This is a genomic window from Campylobacter sp. IFREMER_LSEM_CL908, from assembly GCF_025771545.1.
GTDB lineage: Bacteria > Campylobacterota > Campylobacteria > Campylobacterales > Campylobacteraceae > Campylobacter_D > Campylobacter_D lari_D.
Window position 1 is genome coordinate 15,913 of the sequence record NZ_JAKMQK010000017.1, and the last position, 17,958, is coordinate 33,870.

The window sequence follows — 17,958 nt, forward strand, 5'->3', positions numbered from 1 at the left end:
ATTTAGCAAGTTGTAGCAAGTCTCCAAACTGAAAAATCATTTTGTTCATTTAACTCTGCCTTTACCAATTCTCCATTTGAAATTCTTATGATCAAATCTATAAGCTCATCACGCACTTCTTCTTTTGTCTTAATCCCATCTATAATACTTCCTGCATTAATATCAATAGCATCATTCATATTTTCATAACAAAAAGTATTAGAACTCATTTTAATAGTAGGCACAATAGCTGAACCTGTAGGAGTACCACGACCTGTAGTAAAAACACAAATATTTGCTCCACCTGCCACCATAGCGCTAAGTTGTTCTATATCATTACCTGGCGTATTCATAAAAGTAAGTCCTTTGGAAATTACAGGTTTAGCATAATCAATCACATCCATTAAAGTTCTAGTACCTGCTTTATAAACACAACCTAAAGACTTTTCTTCTATAGTGCTAAGCCCACCTGCAATATTTCCCGGACTAGGATTTGCTCCGCGTATATCAGCATGAAAAGATTTAACTAAATTCTCATAGCCTAAAATCTTATCATATACCTTTTTAGCTACTTCATCATTTTTTGCTCTCTTAGCAAGTATGGCTTCACACCCTATAAGCTCTGTAGTTTCTGCTAAAATTACTGCACCACCTTCATCAATTACAAAATCACTTAAACTTCCTAAAGCAGGATTGGCACTAAGACCGCTATAACTATCGCTACCACCACATTCTGTGCCTAAAATCAAATCACTAAAATCGCCATCTGTTTTTTCCAATTTTGCAGCATTTTCAAGCATTTGATTTACTATTTTAACACCCTTTTCTATGGTATTTTTACTACCACCGCACTCTTGTATTACTAAATATTCAACCATCTTATAAGGTGTCACTTCTTTTATTTTTTCAGCTACTATTTTCGCTTGTATTACCTCACAACCAAGTCCTACAATTAAAACACCAAAAACATTAGCATTACTTCCATGGCCTATTAAAACATCTCTAGTTTGCAAAGCATCAAATTCGAGTTGAGAACAGCCATGTTGATGATTAATATATACTGCCCCATTGCATTTTCTGGCTATATTTTCGCACACCTTATTAGCACAATGCACGCTTGGTATAATAATGACTTTATTTCTCAAGCCAAATTTTCCATCTTCTCTTCTATAACCCATTATCTTTTTCATATTTATTCCTTATCCCCACGACCTCTAATACCTGCACTATTGTGAATATGCACCCATTCACCTTTATTAATATCACAACTTGCACTAGCTATAGCTTCTGCATATTTGATGACAACTTCATCTTTTTTTATATCTTTTAGTGCGAATTTATGTCCACTTGCAATATCATCTAAAAGTTCTATATTTTCCACGATTTCACCTTTTTTAAAATTACGCAAAGCAGTAGCGACATTATCTTTTTCATTGACTATAATATAGGCTTTCATAATTTTATACCCGTTTCTTTTTCTATAGTTTTAACAAGTTCTTTAGCTTCATTAAAACGAGTATTTAATTCTTCTTTTGTGGCATGTGATAAAGGATGGATGCTTGTATTTGCAAATTCAAATCCTCTGGCTTTTAAAAGCAAAGCAAATCCCATAGGAAAAGCTATGCTCATACCAAATCTTATAGCTTTTAATAAACTTTTTTGAATCAGCAAAGCTCTATCTATATTTTTTTCATTGATTGATTTATAAATTTCACTCATAAGTTCTGGAAAAACACCACCTATACTAGTCATAGAACCCTTTGCCCCTATCAGTAGTGCTCCTGCATAAAATTCTTCTCTTCCTACAAAAACATCAAAATCACTAGGCACTACATCTAATATATGATTTAAAAGCAAAGCATCTCCACTGCTATCTTTTATACCCGCAATATTATCAAGCTTTGAAACCCTTTCTATAAATTTCAATCTTAGCGCTGGTGCAAAAAGAGGGATGTTATAAATATACAAAGGAAGCTTCACTTTAGAAGATAAATCTTTAATATATTCAAAAAGTGCGTCTTCACTTAATTTATAATAATAAGGCATAGCAAGTAATAAAGCATCAAGCCCTAATTCATATGCTTTTTGCGCCAAAGTAAAAGTATTTTGATAAACTGTTGATGCAATACCTGTAATAATAGGGAGATTATTTTTTGCAGCTTCTTTTGTAAGTTTCATTATTTTGATTTGCTCTTCTATACCTAAAGCTTGAGAATCTCCTGCACTACCATTACAAAATAATCCATTTAAACCTTTTGAGATACCAAATTCGCAGTATTTAATAAATTCGTTTTCATTAATATTTCCACTCATATCATATGGAGTTAATAAGGCTGGTAAAGTTCCCTTTAATATTCCCATATTTTTCCTTTCATTTTTTGTATATACAAAAATATTTTTATATACAAAAAATATAGCTAAAAATAGAAATTTTTAAAAACATCAAAATGATAAAAAAACAATACAAAAGTCTTATAAAAGTAGTTATAATCAATCATCTAAAGCAAAAACTACTAATAGAAAATATTTTTTATATTATTAAAAATGTTACTAAAAGTAAAAAAATATGATAGAATTTATCTATTGAAAAAGGAGTAAAATGACACATCAACCAACATTAAGAGTTTTAAAAATTTTAGAATTATTGGGCAATAATAATCAAAAAAATACACTAAGCTCTATTGCAAAAGATTTAAATATCCCTCCAGGGACACTTTCTCCTATACTTCAAACTTTACAAGCTAAAAATTACATTAAATGTGATAAAAATAAATTTTACACATTAGATTATAAAATTTTAGAAATTAGCCGTTGTATTTCAATAAAAAATAGCGCATTAGAATTAATTAAAAAACATATGAAAAACATCAGAAACTTAACAGGACAAACATGCCAAATGGGAATATTAAAAGAAGGAAATGTATTTTATTTAGAAAAACTTGATTCGGATAATCAAATACAAATCAAGTCTTTTGTCGGTGCTTCATATCCAGCTTACGCTACATCTTTAGGAAAAGCATTACTAGAAAAGAAAACCTATAAAGAGCTTGAAAAAATTTATCCAAATCCTTTTGAAAAAATAACACCAAATACATTAAATAATCTAAAAGAGCTTTACGAAGAATTATCTTCTATCAAAAAAAATAAAATAGCATTAGAAAGTGGGGAAATGAACCCAGAAATTGAGTGTATGGCCATAGGAATTGAATACGATGAAAAAATTATAGCTGCAATTAGTATTTCATATCATATATTTTACTCAAATGCAAATTTTAAAGAAAAAAATCAAAAAATTTTACTAGAAGAAAAATACAAAATAGAACAAGATTTAAAATTATATTTTCCGGAATTAGAAAATATATATCAATAAAAATCCCTAGCTAGGGATTTTTATTCTTTTTCTTTTAATTTAAGTTTTTGCTCTTGATATAATCCTGTTCCAACAGGAATCATACGACCTAAGATTACATTTTCTTTTAGATCTTCAAGATAATCAAATTTACCTGCAATACTTGCTTCTGTTAAAACTTTTGTTGTTTCTTGGAAAGAAGCAGCTGAAATCACGCTATCACTTCCAATAGCCGCTCTTGTTACCCCAAGTAACACAGGTTCAGCCACAGCAGGCTCACCACCATATCTTAAAATTCTTTCATTTTCTTCTCTGAATTTTCTTCTTGAAACTAAATCACCCACGATGAAGTTAGTATGACCACTATCTACAATTTTAACTTGTCTTAGCATTTGTGATACGATGATTTCAATATGCTTATCAGAAATCACAACACCTTGACCGCGATAAACTTGCTGAATTTCAGAAATAAGATAATAATGTAATGCTTTTTCACCTAAAATTCTAAGTACATCATGGCTTGAAATAACTCCATCGGTTAATTTTTCACCCGCATGGATAAACTCACCATCTCTTACTTGAATACGTTTTGATTTATCTATCAAATACTCTGCACTACTTCCATCTTCTGCTTGAATAATGATTCTTTCTTTTGATCTTAAAGGCTTATCAAATCTAACAACTCCATCAATTTCAGCTACAACGGCAGTGTTTTTTGGCTTTCTTGCTTCAAATAATTCAGATACTCTTGGAAGACCCCCGGTAATATCTTTTGATTTAGCTGCTGCCTTTGGTGTTTTAGCTAAAATATCAGCTTGCTTCACCTTATCACCATCATTTACATAAATAACAGTTTTTGGCTCTAATTGATAACGCACTACTTTGTCATTTTCACCTATGATTAACAACGCTGGACGCACTCCACTTGGTAAATACTCATTAATAACAAGCGATCTTTTACCTGTTGCTTCATCAATTTGTTCATCAGCACTATAGCCTGATTCAATATCTTCAAAATTTATAGTACCTGCAACCTCTGCAATTACGGTGTTATTATATGCATCCCATTCAGCAATGATAGTTTTATCTTCTTTGCTTGATTTTGCTATGATAGCTTTAGGATTATCCACAAAAGCACTATCATCAAATTCAATCACGGATTCTCTTGGTATATAATGTCTTTTTGCTTCTCTATCATTTTCATCAGCAATAACAACAAAAACACCTTTTTCTTTAACTACATCACCTTTTTTAAGATTTTTAATCCTATCTAAACCATCGCCTTTGAGCATGTAAAATTTTAATGTGCCTTTTGCACCTGCTATAATATCTTGAGTGATAGGATCACCATCTTTTACTAGCAATTCACTAGCATAAGGAATACGATTTGGTATATTCCAACCTTCTTTGATCACTTCAACAATACTTTCATTTTCAGCTACTTCAACACCATCGCTATATGGAATATATAACTTACCTTCGATATTACCACTTACACCAGCAAGCTCATTAGCTTTTGCTAAATCATATTTTCTTAATATAAATTTAGCTTCATTGTTTTTTGCTTTAACGCTAACCACTACATCTTCATACGCATGTTCAATATGGATAGTTCCTTTAAATGGGGCTTTGATTTTTGGCTCAACAAGTAAAATAGCAGCATTGCGATGATTTGCAACGATAGTTTTACCTTGTCTATCTTCATAAGTGTTAAGATTATAAAATCTTACAAAACCTTCTTTGTGTGCTACTACTTGACGATCTTGTAAATCTGTACTAGCAGTACCACCACTATGGAAAGTTCTTAGTGTAAGCTGAGTTCCTGGCTCACCGATTGATTGAGCAGATATAATACCTACAGCTTCACCTGGCTTAACTAATTTGCCCTCACCTAGGTTAATACCATAACATTTAGAACAAACTCCTTTTTTAGCTTTACAAGTAATAGGAGTTCTAATACTTACACTCTTTACACCACTTTCAACAATTACTCTAGCTTTTTCTTCATCTATTAAAGTACCTTCTGAAAATAAAATTTCATTAGTAATAGAATCAATAATATTTTCAGCTAAAACTCTTCCTAAAATTCTTTCCTCTAAGGTTTCAATCACAACACCATCTGCTGTGATTTCATTAATTTCAACACCCTCATGTGCGCCACAATCATCCATTGTAACTTTTACATTTTGCGCCACATCGATAAGCTTTCTTGTTAAATAACCTGCATTTGCTGTTTTTAATGCTGTATCTGCGAGACCTTTTCTAGCACCATGAGTTGAAATAAAATATTCAAGAACATTAAGTCCTTCACGGAAATTTGAAATAATCGGTGTTTCAATAATTGAGCCATCAGGTTTTGCCATAAGACCCCTCATCGCAGCAAGCTGTGAAATTTGAGCTGCTGAACCTCTAGCACCAGAATCTGCCATCATATAAATAGAGTTAAATCCTTCTTTATCTTTTTTAATTAACTCCATCATATCTTTTGACAAGATATTATTAGTGCTTTTCCAAATATCGATAATCTTATTATATCTTTCACCCGAAGTAATCAAACCTAAATTATATGAATTTTGAATTTCTCTTACTTGTTTTTTAGCTTCTTCTATGCTTTTTTGCTTTTGATCAGGCACAATAATATCAGCAATTGAAATAGAAATACCTGCTTTTGTTGCATATTCAAAACCAAGATCTTTTAGTTTATCTAAAAAGCTAGCACTTACTTCAAGGCCACCCTCTTTATAAACATAATCAACCAAAGCTGCAATATCTTTTTTCTTCATGACTTTATTCCACATATTTTCAGGAACAAAATCAGGTAAGATAGACTTAATAATCAATCTACCCGCGGTTGTTGTGATTTTTCTTCCATCAACCACACTTCTAATGCTTGCATGAATATCTAAAGATTTTGCTTCTAGAGCAATCATAACCTCTTCAATACCTGTGCAAATTTTATGCTCACCTTTAGCACCATCTTTTTCTAAAGACAGATAATAAATCCCCAAAACCATATCTTGAGAAGGCACAGTTACAGAACGACCACTTGCTGGAAGCAAGATATTCATAGATGAGAGCATTAATACTTTACACTCAGCTATTGCCTCTTGAGATAAAGGCACATGCACAGCCATTTGGTCCCCGTCAAAGTCAGCATTAAATGCCGCACACACTAATGGATGAAGTTGAATCGCTTTACCCTCTACAAGCACAGGATGAAAAGCTTGGATAGAAAGTTTATGCAAGGTTGGAGCACGGTTAAGCATTACAGGATGACCTTTAACAACCTCTTCTAAGCACTCCCAAACCTCATTAGTTTTGTTTTCTATCATTTTTTTAGCTTGTTTTACGGTAGTTGCATAACCTTTTTCTTCAAGCTTAGCTAACAAATGTGGTTTAAATAATTCTAAAGCCATTTTTTTAGGTAAACCGCATTGATCCATTCTAAGTTTTGGTCCAACAACAATAACACTACGACCTGAGAAATCCACCCTTTTACCAAGTAGATTTTGTCTAAAACGACCTTGTTTACCTTTGATAATTTCACTTAAAGATTTCAATGGGCGCTTATTTGCACCTTTAACTGCATTTGCTCTTCTGCCATTATCAAACAAAGCATCAACTGCTTCTTGTAGCATTCTTTTTTCATTTCTAATGATAATTTCAGGTGCATCAAGCTCCATAAGTCTTTTTAAACGCGTATTTCTATTGATAACCCTTCTATATAAATCATTCACATCAGAAACTGCAAATTTTCCACCATCTAAAGCTACCAAAGGTCTTAAATCAGGTGGTAATACAGGTAAATTTGTGATCATCATCCACTCAGGACGATTTGGTACTACTTCATCAATATTTGTATTGCTATTTAAATTACTATTTAAGAAATTTTCTACCACTTTTAAGCGTTTGATGATAGTTTTTTTCTTTGCTTCTGAATTAGTTGCTGCAATATCTTCTTTTAATTTATTTAAAAGCTCGACAAGATCTAAATTTGCTAGTAAATCTCTAACAACTTCACCACCCATTCTAGCTTTAAATCCACTACTTTCATAGCGTTGCATTAAATTTAAATACTGCTCTTCATTTAACACATCACAAAATTCAACTTTTTTAGTATTTTCATTATCATAGTATGCATCACCTGGATTTTCTACTATATATGCTTCATAATATAATACGCGTTCTAAGTCTTTCATCTTTACGCCGAGTAAAGTACCGATACGACTTGGTAAAGAGTTCACATACCATATATGTGCTACTGGGGTAACTAGCTCAATATGCCCCATTCTTGAACGACGCACTTTAGAACTAGTAACTTCAACACCACATTTTTCACACTTAATGCCCTTAAAACGCATTTTTTTATACTTACCACAAAGACACTCATAATCTCTTACTGGTCCAAAAATTTTAGCACAAAAAAGCCCATCTCTTTCAGGCTTTAAAGTTCTATAATTAATCGTTTCTGGTTTTTTTACTTCCCCATAAGACCATGATTTGATTTTTTCAGGACTTGCAAGTCTTAATTGAAAAGCTTCAAAGTCTCTAGGTCTGCCATCTTCTTTTATTTCGATAGGTTTAAATTTACTCATTATTCTCATCCTTATCAAAAATCTCAACATCTAAAGCAAGAGATTTTAATTCATTTGTAAGTACAAAGAATGTCTCTGGAATACCTGTTGCTGGAACATTCTCGCCTTTTGTTAAAGCTTTATAAGCACTAAATCTACCCTCAACATCATCAGATTTAATAGTAAGCATTTCTCTTAAAGTATGAGCTGCTCCATAAGCTTCAAGAGCCCAAACTTCCATCTCACCAAATCTTTGCCCACCAAATAATGCTTTACCACCAACTGGTTGTTGTGTTACTAAGCTATAAGGTCCAGTGCTTCTTGCGTGAACTTTTTCATCTACTAAATGGTGTAATTTAAGCATATACATACATCCAACATGCACACGCTCTGCCATTTTTTCACCAGTTCTTCCATCATAAAGTTCGCTTTTTCCATCCATAGCTATTTTAGCCATTTCAAAAAGCTTACCAAATTCTTCAACCGTTACACCTTCAAATACAGGAGTAGCAAATTTTACCCCTTTAGCCCAATCTCTAGCATAAGAAATAAGTTGCTCATCATTTAAAGTTTGTACAAATTTCTTTTCTAGCTCAAGTCTAGATACACTACAAATTTCAAGAATTTTTTCGCGTAATTCTTTTACAAAATCTTTTTGTTTTCTATCAAAAATTTCTTGAATTTGATCACCTAGTCTCATACCAACAATCCCTAAGTGACTTTCAAGAATTTGTCCTATATTCATACGACTTGGAACCCCTAGAGGATTTAAAGCTATATCAATAGGTCTTCCATCAGGTAAATAAGGCATATCAACTTCTGGAACGATATTAGATACAATACCTTTATTTCCATGGCGTCCTGCCATTTTATCCCCAACTTTTAATTTTCTCTTAGTCGCAATATATACTTTAACAAGTTTTACCACTCCACTTGGTAAAATATCATCTTTTTCTAAAATTTCTAATTTTTCATCATGCTCTGTTTTAAGCTTTTTCTTCTCGTTTTGGAAGTGATTTTTTAAATCATCATATTCTTTTTGCACTTCTTTAGAATAAGCTTTAACTAAAGAATTTAATGCAAAACGATTAATTTTTTCCAACTCGGTAATTTCTACCTTGGAACCTTTTTTATATTTAACACCATTTATTTCTTCGTCTGAATTTAAAGGTGATTTAGAAAGCAAAGAACATACTCTTAAAGTTTCTTCTCTGTCCATCATCAAAAGTCTATCGTGATGTTCTTTTTCAAGATTTAATTTTTCATCATCATAGGCTTTTACAGCACGAGCATCTTTTTCATAACCTTTTTTAGTAAATATTTTTACATCTACAACAACACCTTCCAATGAAGCAGTTGCATATAAAGATTTATTTACAACATGTCCTGCCTTTTCACCAAAAATAGCTCTTAGTAATCTTTCTTCAGGCGTAGGTTTTACCTCACCTTTAGGTGAAACTTTACCTACCAAAATCATACCAGGCTTTATATGAGTTCCTATTTTTGCAATACCACTCTCATCAAGATGTGCTAAATCTTCCTCTTTAACATTTGGAATATCTTTTGTAATCTCTTCAACGCCATCTTTAAGTTCTCTAGCCTCTACTTCTTTTTCATAAATATGAACACTAGTGAAAGTATCTTCGCGTAAAATTTTCTCACTAATTACAATAGCATCTTCATAATTATATCCATGCCATGGCATAAATGCGATCAAAGCATTTTTACCAATAGCAAGCTCTCCTTGGTCCATACTTGGACCATCTGCAATAATTTGACCTGCTTGAATAAATTCGCCTTTTTTCACAATCGGGTGTTGAATAAAAGTTGTATTTTGGTTAGTTCTTAGATTTTTTTCCATTTTATAATGATCAATAAATGGTCCATTTTCATCTTCGCCCAAAATAAAAATATTTTTATTATCAACTTTTTCTACAATACCTGCTCTTTTAGCTTTAATAGCTTCCCAAGCATCACGTGCAATGATTTTTTCCATACCAGTACCTACTATAGGTGCTTGTGCGGTTAGTAAAGGCACTGCTTGACGCTGCATGTTTGAACCCATCAGGGCTCTGTTTGCATCATCATGCTCCAAAAATGGAATCAAAGAAGCTGCGACCCCTACTATCATACCTGAACAAAGATCAATCAAATGCACTTCTTCTCTTCTTGCTAAGATTGTTTCACCATCTTGTCTTGCTTCAACAAATTCTTCAACAATATTACCTTTTTCATCAATTTTAGTTGAAGCAGCTGCGATCACTAAACCTTCTTCTTGAGTAGCGGTTAAATAAACAATTTCATTGCTTACTTTTCCATTTTCTACTTTCTTATAAGGTGCTTCAACAAAACCTAGATCATTTACTTTAGCATAAGTTGAAAGCGTATTAATCAAACCGATATTTTGACCTTCTGGAGTTTCAACAGGGCAAATTCTTCCATAATGCGTTGCATGGACATCACGCACTTCAAAACCCGCTCTTTCTTTTACTAAACCACCCTCGCCAAGCGCAGATAAACGACGCTTATGAGTTACCTCGCTTAATGGATTTGTTTGATCCATAAATTGAGACAATTGACCACCGGTAAAAAATTCCATAATTGTCACAGTAATTGTTTTAGGATTGATTAAGTCATAAGGCATTACTTTATCAATATCTGCATTTAATGCGGTAAATTTATCTCTAATTGATTTTTGCATTTTAGCAAGACCCACATGAAGTTCATTAGCTAAAAGCTCTCCAATCGATCTAATACGACGATTACCTAAATGATCTCTATCATCAATATGGCCTCTACCATTTTTTACTTTAATTAAATATTTTGCAGTTTTTACTATATCTTCATTTGTTAAAACTGTAACATATTCAGGTGTATCTAATCCTAGTTTATGATTCATTTTCATACGACCAACTTTTGTTAGATCATATCTTTCAGGATTAAAAAATAAATCATTTACAAAAGCTTTTGCAGCATCTTTTACTACAGGCTCACCTGGTCTCATTACTTTATAAATTCTAATAGCTGCTAAATCATTTTCATCTTCTATATTTTCAGTTTGTTTTAATAATTTTAAAGTCTCATTATCTTGAATGAAAGAATTAATAATAGCAGCATCAACTCCATTTGCTAAGTCATTTGCAATATCAAATTGTTTTTCTTCTTTAATTTTAGCTAATTTTCCCTCATCTAATAGCGTTAAAGAATCAAACAAAACCTCACCGGTTTCTTTATTAATAATAGGGTTAGCTAAATATCTATTTGTTAAAATTTCAATTGGATATTCAACCCATTTAACACCGTCTTTTATAAGTTGCTCAGCTTTTTTCTTTGTCATTCTTTTACCGGCTTGGTGTACAACATTGCCTTTTTCATCTTTTAAGTCATATTCGACTCTATCTAAAAAGTCATTTGGATTAAATTCAGTTAAAAATTTATCTTTTTTAACATGAATAGTTTGTATAGGGTAAAATAATTTTATAATATCTTGCTTTTTATAACCAAGTGCTCTAAATAAAATAGTAATAGGCACTTTCCTTCTTTTATTAATACGCACATAAAGCACATCTTTTGCATCATATTCAAAATAAAGCCAAGAACCACGATCTGGTATAATTTGAGCTGTATATACTAATTTATTTGCAACAGTAGAACTTTCTTCTTCTTTAAAAATAACACCTGGACTTCTATGAAGTTGATTTACAACAACTCTTTCAACCCCATTAATTATAAAAGAAATTCTATCTGTCATTAAAGGAATTTCTCTAATATAAATTTCTTGTTCTTTGATATCTTTTATACCGATTTTTTCACCCGTTTTTTCATCTTTTTCATGTAAAGTTAAACGGATTTTCATTTTCAAATTTACAGAATAAGTTAAACCTCTTTCCATGCACTCTCTAATGGTATATTTAGGTTTACCTACTTCACTACTTACATATTCTAAACTTAATCTATTTTGCGGATCATGGATTGGAAAGATAGATTTGAAAACTTTTTCAATTCCACTTTCTGAATTTTTTGCATCTAAATTTAAAAAATAATCAAAACTCTTTTTTTGTAATTGTAATAAATTTGGAATGTCTATTTGTTGTGGAACATTCGAGAAGTCTATTCTTAAACGATTTCCTGATTGTGAATTTAACATATTATTATACCCCATGGTAAAAGTATTGAAAGAAAGAATCCTTATTAAAGGAAAACAAGAAAGGATATAAAATCCTTTCTTTTAAAAATAAAAAATTATTTAAGTTCAACCTTAGCGCCAGCTTCTTCAAGTTGTTTTTTAGCTTCTTCAGCTTCAGCTTTACTAACACCTTCTTTAAGAACTGATGGAGTTTGCTCAACTGCATCTTTTGCTTCTTTTAATCCAAGACCAGTTAAAGCACGAACAACTTTAATTACATTAATTTTTTTATCGCCACCATCTTGTAATACAATATCAAATTCAGTTTTTTCTTCAGCAGCACCGCCAGCAGCACCCGCAACAGCAGCACCCGCAACCATAACTGGAGCAGCAGAAACACCAAATTTTTCTTCAAATTCTTTTACTAATTCTGAAAGCTCAAGAACACTTAGGTTAGAAATAAATTCTAATACATCTTCTTTAGTAATTGCCATTTTTTATCCTTTTTATAATTTTATTCAGCTTCTTTTTTTTCTTTTAATGCATTTAATCCAATTGTAAAATTGGTGATTGGTGCATTCCAAACTTGCAAAAGCATAGCAAGTAATTCATTACGAGAAGGCATTTTAGCTAAAGCTTTAACTTTATCTACAGAAGCAACTTCGCCTTCGATAAATGCAGTTTTGATCTCAAATGCTTGATTAGCTTCGCTAAATTTATCAGCAACTTTTGAAACATTTAATTGGTCTTCACCCCAAAGATAAATATTAGTATCTTTAAGTTCCATTCCATCTTTGCCGGCATTTTTAAGAGCAATACTTGCTAAAGTATTTTTAATAATTTGAACTTTAACATCCATTTCTCTCGCATTATTTCTTAACTCTTCAAGTTTTTTAGTATTTAAACCCTTATAGTTACAAACTACAACAGCCTCACTAACTTTAAAACCTTCTTCAAGTTTAGAAACAAGTTCAACTTTTTGGCTTTTAGTCATCTTTACTCCTTTCCGACCGGTGATTTCAAGCAGAGCAGAAAAATCTAATTAAGTCCTAGGACCTCGGCTATCTCCAATCTAAGATAAAAATTAGATAAAATAAAAGTTATTATCTTATCTAATTTTTATTAATGAGAGTAAAACTCTCATTAATTTTATTTTGTATCAAGTAATTCTTGAGTATCAAGAGAAAGAGAAGGACTCATAGTTAAAGAAAGACTAGCATTTTTAATATATCTTCCTTTTGCAGCAGCTGGCTTGTGTTTATTAATAGCTTTTACAAATGCTGTCATATTTTCTTTTAATTGTTCTTGAGTAAAGTTAACTTTACCTAAACCTGCATGGATATTTCCTTGCTTATCAACACGGAAGTTAACTTGACCATTTTTAGCATTATTCACAGCTTGTGCAACATCCATTGTCACAGTACCTGTCTTAGGATTTGGCATTAAACCTTTAGGTCCTAAAATACGACCTACTTTACCAACTAAACCCATCAAATTTGGAGTAGCAATTAAAACATCAAAATTCATATTTCCTTTTTGAATTTCTTCTACTAAATCATCACTACCAACTATATCAGCACCTGCATTTTTTGCCTCATCAGCTTTTGCATCTTTTGCTATAACAGCAACACGCACTTTTTTACCTGTACCACAAGGTAAAACTACACTACCTCTTACCATCTGATCTGCATGTCTTGGATCAACATTTAATTTTAAAGCAATTTCAACTGTTTCATCAAATTTAGCAGATGCAAGAGTTTTAACTGTGCTTATTGCTTCATCCATTAAGTAATTTTTATTTGAATCTATTTTTTTTAATAATTCTGTAAATCTTTTAGTATTTTTTGACATTAATTTTTCTCCGCATTTTATATAAAGTGCTACCGCCTTTTTAAACTCTTGGCGGTAAAGAGTATTAATCTACGATTTCAACACCCATAGAACGAGCAGAACCCATAATAATCTTAGCAGCTTGCTCTCTATCTTTTGTGTTCATATCAGCTATTTTTTTATCAACAATTTCTAAAACTTGTGCTTTAGTTAATTTACCTACTTTATTTTTTAAAGGATTATCCGCACCTTTAGAAATACCTGCAGCTTTTTTGATTAAATCAGTAGCTGGTGGTTGTTTTGTGATAAATGTAAAGCTTTTATCTGCATAAACAGTAATAACAACTGGAATATTAAAGCCAGCCATATCTTTTGTTCTTTCATTAAATGCCTTACAAAATTCCATAATATTAACACCTTGTTGACCCAAAGCAGGACCAACTGGAGGTGATGGATTAGCCTTAGTAGCAGCTATTTGTAATTTTATTTCTCCTACGACTTTTTTAGCCATAACCTTACTCCTTTACTTGCTATATTATCAAACTATTTTTTCAACTTGAGAGTATAAGATCTCTACTGGAGTTGATCTGCCAAATATTGAAACATTTAGCTTTAAAACCCCTCTAACCATATCATATTCTTCTACAATACCAACAAAGTTTGCAAAAGGACCTTCGGTTATTCTTACACTTTCTTCTTTATCAAATGAAATTTTAGGTTTAGGTGCTGCTTTATTTTTCACCTTTTCTAAAATAAGATTGATATCTTTTTCACTCAATGGGGTTGGTTTTTTACTTTCCCCTATAAAACGACCAACTTTTGGCAAAGATTGAATTTTATGCCAAAGTTCTGTTGATAAGTCAATATTGGCAAATACATAGCCTGAATACAAACTTCTTTCGCTTATTTTTTCTTTACCATTTTTAAATTCAATCACATCTTCAGTTGGAACAATTACTTCTAACAATTGCTCTTGAATTCCATGATCTCTAACTAAATTTTCTATGGCTCTTTTTACAGCCATTTCACTACCTGCATAAGTTTGAATTGCATACCATTTATGATTCATTATTTTATCCTATAATCTTAGATAATGAAAATGACATAATCAAGTCAACCAATGCTAAAAATAATGAAACAACAGTAACAACTACAAAAACGGTAATATAAGCATTTCTAACTTGCTCTTTCAAAGGCCAAATAACTTTTGATAATTCAGCTTTTGACAATTTAAAATAAGTTATTAGTTTTTCCATATTTAACCTTATTTTGTGGCAGGGCAAGAGGGATTCGAACCCCCAACCATCGGATTTGGAATCCGGCGCTCTACCGTTGGAGCTATTGCCCTAAGGGCTTTTATATAAAAGCCTTAACTTTTTAATTTAACTTCTTTATGAACTGTATGTTTTTTTAATCTTGGGCAATATTTTTTTAATTCTAATTTTTCAGTTGTATTTTTACTATTTTTAAAAGTACTGTAATTAATATCACCGCACTCTTCACATTTCAAGCCAACTTTAATTCTCATTTTTATTCCTTAAAAAGCGAGATAAAATCTCGCTTATGATTATTTAATAATTTTAGATACAACACCTGAACCAACAGTACGGCCACCTTCACGGATAGCAAAACGAGTACCTTCTTCAAGCGCAACTGGTGCAATAAGACTTACAGTAATTCTAACATTCTCACCTGGCATAACCATTTCAACGCCTTCTGCAAGTTGGATAGAACCAGTAACATCTGTTGTTCTTACATAGAACTGTGGTCTATAGTTATTAAAGAATGGAGTATGACGACCACCTTCATCTTTATTTAAAATATAAACTTCTGCTTCAAAGTCAGTATGTGGAGTAATTGATTTTGGCTTAGCAAGAACCATACCACGAAGAACATCTTCTTTTTTAGTACCACGTAGAAGAACACCTACGTTATCACCTGCTTCACCTTGATCCATTTCTTTTCTAAACATTTCAACACCAGTTACTGTAGTGCTTTGTGTTTCTCTAATACCAACGATTTCAATAGTGTCACCAACTTTAACAACACCTTTTTCAATTCTACCAGTAACAACTGTACCACGACCTGAAATTGAGAATACATCTTCAATTGGCATTAAGAAATCTTTATCTGTATCACGAGCTGGAGTTGGGATATACTCATCAACTGCTGCCATAAGATCTAGGATTTTTTTAGACCATTCACCATCTTGTCCAGCTTTTGCTTCTTCAAGAGCTTGTAAAGCAGAACCTGAAATAATTGGAGTGTCATCTCCTGGGAAGTCATAAGAACTTAACAACTCTCTAATTTCCATTTCAACTAATTCTAATAATTCAGCATCATCAACCATATCAGCTTTGTTCATGAAAACAACGATATATGGTACACCTACTTGACGAGAAAGTAAGATGTGCTCTCTAGTTTGTGGCATTGGGCCATCTGCAGCAGAAACAACAAGAATAGCACCGTCCATTTGAGCAGCACCAGTAATCATATTTTTAACATAGTCAGCGTGACCTGGGCAGTCTACGTGAGCATAGTGACGATTTTCTGTTTCATACTCAATGTGAGAAGTTGCAATAGTAATACCACGCTCTTTTTCTTCAGGAGCATTGTCGATATTATCATAATCTTTAAGCTCAGCCAAACCTCTTCTTGAAAGAACAGCAGAGATAGCAGCTGTTAAAGTAGTTTTACCGTGGTCAACGTGACCAATAGTACCAATATTTACGTGAGGCTTATTACGTGAAAATTTTTCTTTAGCCATCTTTTTCCTCCATATAAAATTTACAAACAAATACTAATTTATGTTTTATAATCTTTTGAAATCAATGGAGCTCATAGCGGGACTTGAACCCGCGACCTCTCCCTTACCAAGGGAGTGCTCTACCTCTGAGCCATACGAGCGCTCAGAAAAATTAAAAACATAAATTATAAAATTTTGGAAATTTGAAACTGCTAGAAATTCTGAATTTAAAAACAGCTCCCAGTTTCACTCTACCAAAATTAGGTTGGAGCGGGAAACGGGACTCGAACCCGCGACCCTCAGCTTGGAAGGCTGATGCTCTAGCCAACTGAGCTACTCCCGCAAAGCAATGGTGGTGAGTCGTGGATTCGAACCACGGAAGGCGAAAGCCAGCAGATTTACAGTCTGCCCTCGTTGGCCACTTGAGTAACTCACCATGAATAAAAATGCTTTTTATTTCTGGTCAAACACTGCTATTAACAATGGAGCTGGTTAAGGGACTTGAACCCCCGACCTGCTGCTTACAAGGCAGCTGCTCTACCAACTGAGCTAAACCAGCAAAAAATAAAGTTGAATTATAATGTAATTTTGAATTAATGTCAAGTGTTTTAAATAATTTTGTATAATTTTTTAAAAAAATAAAGGATTAAATATGAAAATTTTATTTTCACCTAGTGAAAGCAAAAATAAAATAAATACGCAAGATTATATAAATAAAAACTCTTTTGTTTTTAGTAATTTATATAGTAAAAGACTTGAGGTACTTACAAAATATAAAAATCATATAAATCAATGCAATGAAGTTGAACTTGAAAAATTTTTTGGTATAAAAGATGCAAGTGAAATAGAAGAATTAACTCATGATATTTTAACAAAAGAAACAAACAAAGCTATTCAAAGATATAATGGAGTTGCTTTTGATCATTTAGACTATGAAAATTTAAGCGAGAATTCAAGAAAATACATAGATGAGAATGTTTTGATATTTTCTAATCTTTTCGGTCCTATTTTAGCAAAAGATTTAATACCTTATTATAAATTAAAACAAGGAGAGAAAATTAAAGAATTTAATATAGAAAAATATTACAAAGATAGTTTCTCTGATGAACTCGATAAATTTTTAGAAAATGAATTAGTCATTGATCTTAGAGCTAAATTTTATGAAAAATTTTATACTATTAAAAAGCCTTTTTTAACTTTTACCTTTTTGAAAAATTCCAAAACTTTAAGTCATTTTGCTAAAGCTTATAGGGGTAAAATGCTAAGAGTATTGGCAAGTAAAAATATACATAATAAAGAAGCTTTGCTTGAAAATCTACCTAATGATTTAAAAATAAAAGAAATTAAAATACAA

General features: G+C 32.0%; 15 protein-coding genes and 5 tRNA genes. 2 read left to right on the forward strand and 18 right to left on the reverse strand.

Annotated elements, in window-relative coordinates; translation table 11 throughout:
- Window positions 1-2: 2 nt before the first annotated feature.
- Genes L8U04_RS07465 through L8U04_RS07475 form a run of 3 tightly spaced genes read right to left on the reverse strand, consistent with a single transcriptional unit; the run spans window position 3 to window position 2,340 of the window.
- Window positions 3-1,169, reverse strand: coding sequence for a UxaA family hydrolase (locus tag L8U04_RS07465; protein ID WP_263661683.1), 1,167 nt, complete (start codon window positions 1,167-1,169; stop codon window positions 3-5).
- 2 nt (window positions 1,170-1,171) lie between these two features.
- Entirely contained in the window at window positions 1,172-1,435 is a 264-nt protein-coding gene (locus L8U04_RS07470) for a UxaA family hydrolase (protein WP_263661684.1), read from the reverse strand.
- Complete coding sequence (locus tag L8U04_RS07475) at window positions 1,432-2,340, reverse strand: dihydrodipicolinate synthase family protein (protein WP_263661685.1); 909 nt, start codon at window positions 2,338-2,340, stop codon at window positions 1,432-1,434. The genes L8U04_RS07470 and L8U04_RS07475 overlap by 4 nt, the downstream gene beginning before the upstream one ends.
- A gap of 238 nt (window positions 2,341-2,578) precedes the next feature.
- Between L8U04_RS07475 and L8U04_RS07480 the strand changes: the two genes are divergently transcribed.
- Window positions 2,579-3,349, forward strand: a complete 771-nt coding sequence (locus L8U04_RS07480; RefSeq protein ID WP_263659895.1) for an IclR family transcriptional regulator — start codon at window positions 2,579-2,581, stop codon at window positions 3,347-3,349.
- A gap of 20 nt (window positions 3,350-3,369) precedes the next feature.
- On the opposite strand, the gene rpoC is transcribed toward L8U04_RS07480, so the two are convergent.
- The 15 genes from rpoC to L8U04_RS07555 all read right to left on the reverse strand — a co-directional run bounded on the left by rpoC (window position 3,370) and on the right by L8U04_RS07555 (window position 17,163).
- The gene (gene rpoC / locus L8U04_RS07485) at window positions 3,370-7,923 is read right to left on the reverse strand and encodes a DNA-directed RNA polymerase subunit beta' (RefSeq protein ID WP_263659896.1); all 4,554 of its coding nucleotides are present in this window, start codon (window positions 7,921-7,923) and stop codon (window positions 3,370-3,372) included.
- Window positions 7,916-12,049, reverse strand: coding sequence for a DNA-directed RNA polymerase subunit beta (gene rpoB / locus L8U04_RS07490; protein WP_220566613.1), 4,134 nt, complete (start codon window positions 12,047-12,049; stop codon window positions 7,916-7,918). The genes rpoC and rpoB overlap by 8 nt, the downstream gene beginning before the upstream one ends.
- A 95-nt stretch (window positions 12,050-12,144) precedes the next feature.
- Window positions 12,145-12,522: a 50S ribosomal protein L7/L12 gene (rplL, locus tag L8U04_RS07495; RefSeq protein WP_012661184.1), complete on the reverse strand. Its 378-nt coding sequence runs from the start codon at window positions 12,520-12,522 to the stop codon at window positions 12,145-12,147.
- Between the two features lie 20 nt (window positions 12,523-12,542).
- Entirely contained in the window at window positions 12,543-13,022 is a 480-nt protein-coding gene (rplJ, locus tag L8U04_RS07500; protein ID WP_133319935.1) for a 50S ribosomal protein L10, read from the reverse strand.
- Between the two features lie 155 nt (window positions 13,023-13,177).
- Window positions 13,178-13,879: a 50S ribosomal protein L1 gene (gene rplA / locus L8U04_RS07505; RefSeq protein ID WP_263709763.1), complete on the reverse strand. Its 702-nt coding sequence runs from the start codon at window positions 13,877-13,879 to the stop codon at window positions 13,178-13,180.
- A gap of 64 nt (window positions 13,880-13,943) precedes the next feature.
- The gene (gene rplK, locus L8U04_RS07510) at window positions 13,944-14,369 is read right to left on the reverse strand and encodes a 50S ribosomal protein L11 (protein WP_012661181.1); all 426 of its coding nucleotides are present in this window, start codon (window positions 14,367-14,369) and stop codon (window positions 13,944-13,946) included.
- A gap of 27 nt (window positions 14,370-14,396) precedes the next feature.
- Window positions 14,397-14,930, reverse strand: a complete 534-nt coding sequence (nusG, locus tag L8U04_RS07515) for a transcription termination/antitermination protein NusG (RefSeq protein WP_087684660.1) — start codon at window positions 14,928-14,930, stop codon at window positions 14,397-14,399.
- A 1-nt stretch (window position 14,931) separates the two neighbouring features.
- On the reverse strand, window positions 14,932-15,114 hold the full coding sequence (gene secE, locus L8U04_RS07520; RefSeq protein ID WP_039617745.1) for a preprotein translocase subunit SecE: 183 nt from the start codon (window positions 15,112-15,114) through the stop codon (window positions 14,932-14,934).
- 16 nt (window positions 15,115-15,130) lie between these two features.
- Window positions 15,131-15,206 (reverse strand) — tRNA-Trp (locus L8U04_RS07525).
- A 21-nt stretch (window positions 15,207-15,227) separates the two neighbouring features.
- The gene (rpmG, locus tag L8U04_RS07530) at window positions 15,228-15,386 is read right to left on the reverse strand and encodes a 50S ribosomal protein L33 (RefSeq protein ID WP_039617743.1); all 159 of its coding nucleotides are present in this window, start codon (window positions 15,384-15,386) and stop codon (window positions 15,228-15,230) included.
- Window positions 15,387-15,425: 39 nt separating this feature from the next.
- The gene (gene tuf, locus L8U04_RS07535) at window positions 15,426-16,625 is read right to left on the reverse strand and encodes an elongation factor Tu (protein ID WP_039617742.1); all 1,200 of its coding nucleotides are present in this window, start codon (window positions 16,623-16,625) and stop codon (window positions 15,426-15,428) included.
- Window positions 16,626-16,690: 65 nt separating this feature from the next.
- Window positions 16,691-16,765: transfer RNA gene (locus L8U04_RS07540), tRNA-Thr, on the reverse strand.
- 105 nt (window positions 16,766-16,870) lie between these two features.
- A tRNA-Gly gene (locus tag L8U04_RS07545) sits at window positions 16,871-16,947 on the reverse strand.
- A gap of 7 nt (window positions 16,948-16,954) precedes the next feature.
- A tRNA-Tyr gene (locus tag L8U04_RS07550) sits at window positions 16,955-17,040 on the reverse strand.
- A gap of 47 nt (window positions 17,041-17,087) precedes the next feature.
- A tRNA-Thr gene (locus L8U04_RS07555) sits at window positions 17,088-17,163 on the reverse strand.
- A gap of 93 nt (window positions 17,164-17,256) precedes the next feature.
- Here L8U04_RS07555 and L8U04_RS07560 point away from each other — a divergent pair.
- The coding region (locus L8U04_RS07560; RefSeq protein ID WP_263709764.1) for a YaaA family protein at window positions 17,257-17,958 on the forward strand (702 nt) is incomplete at its 3' end.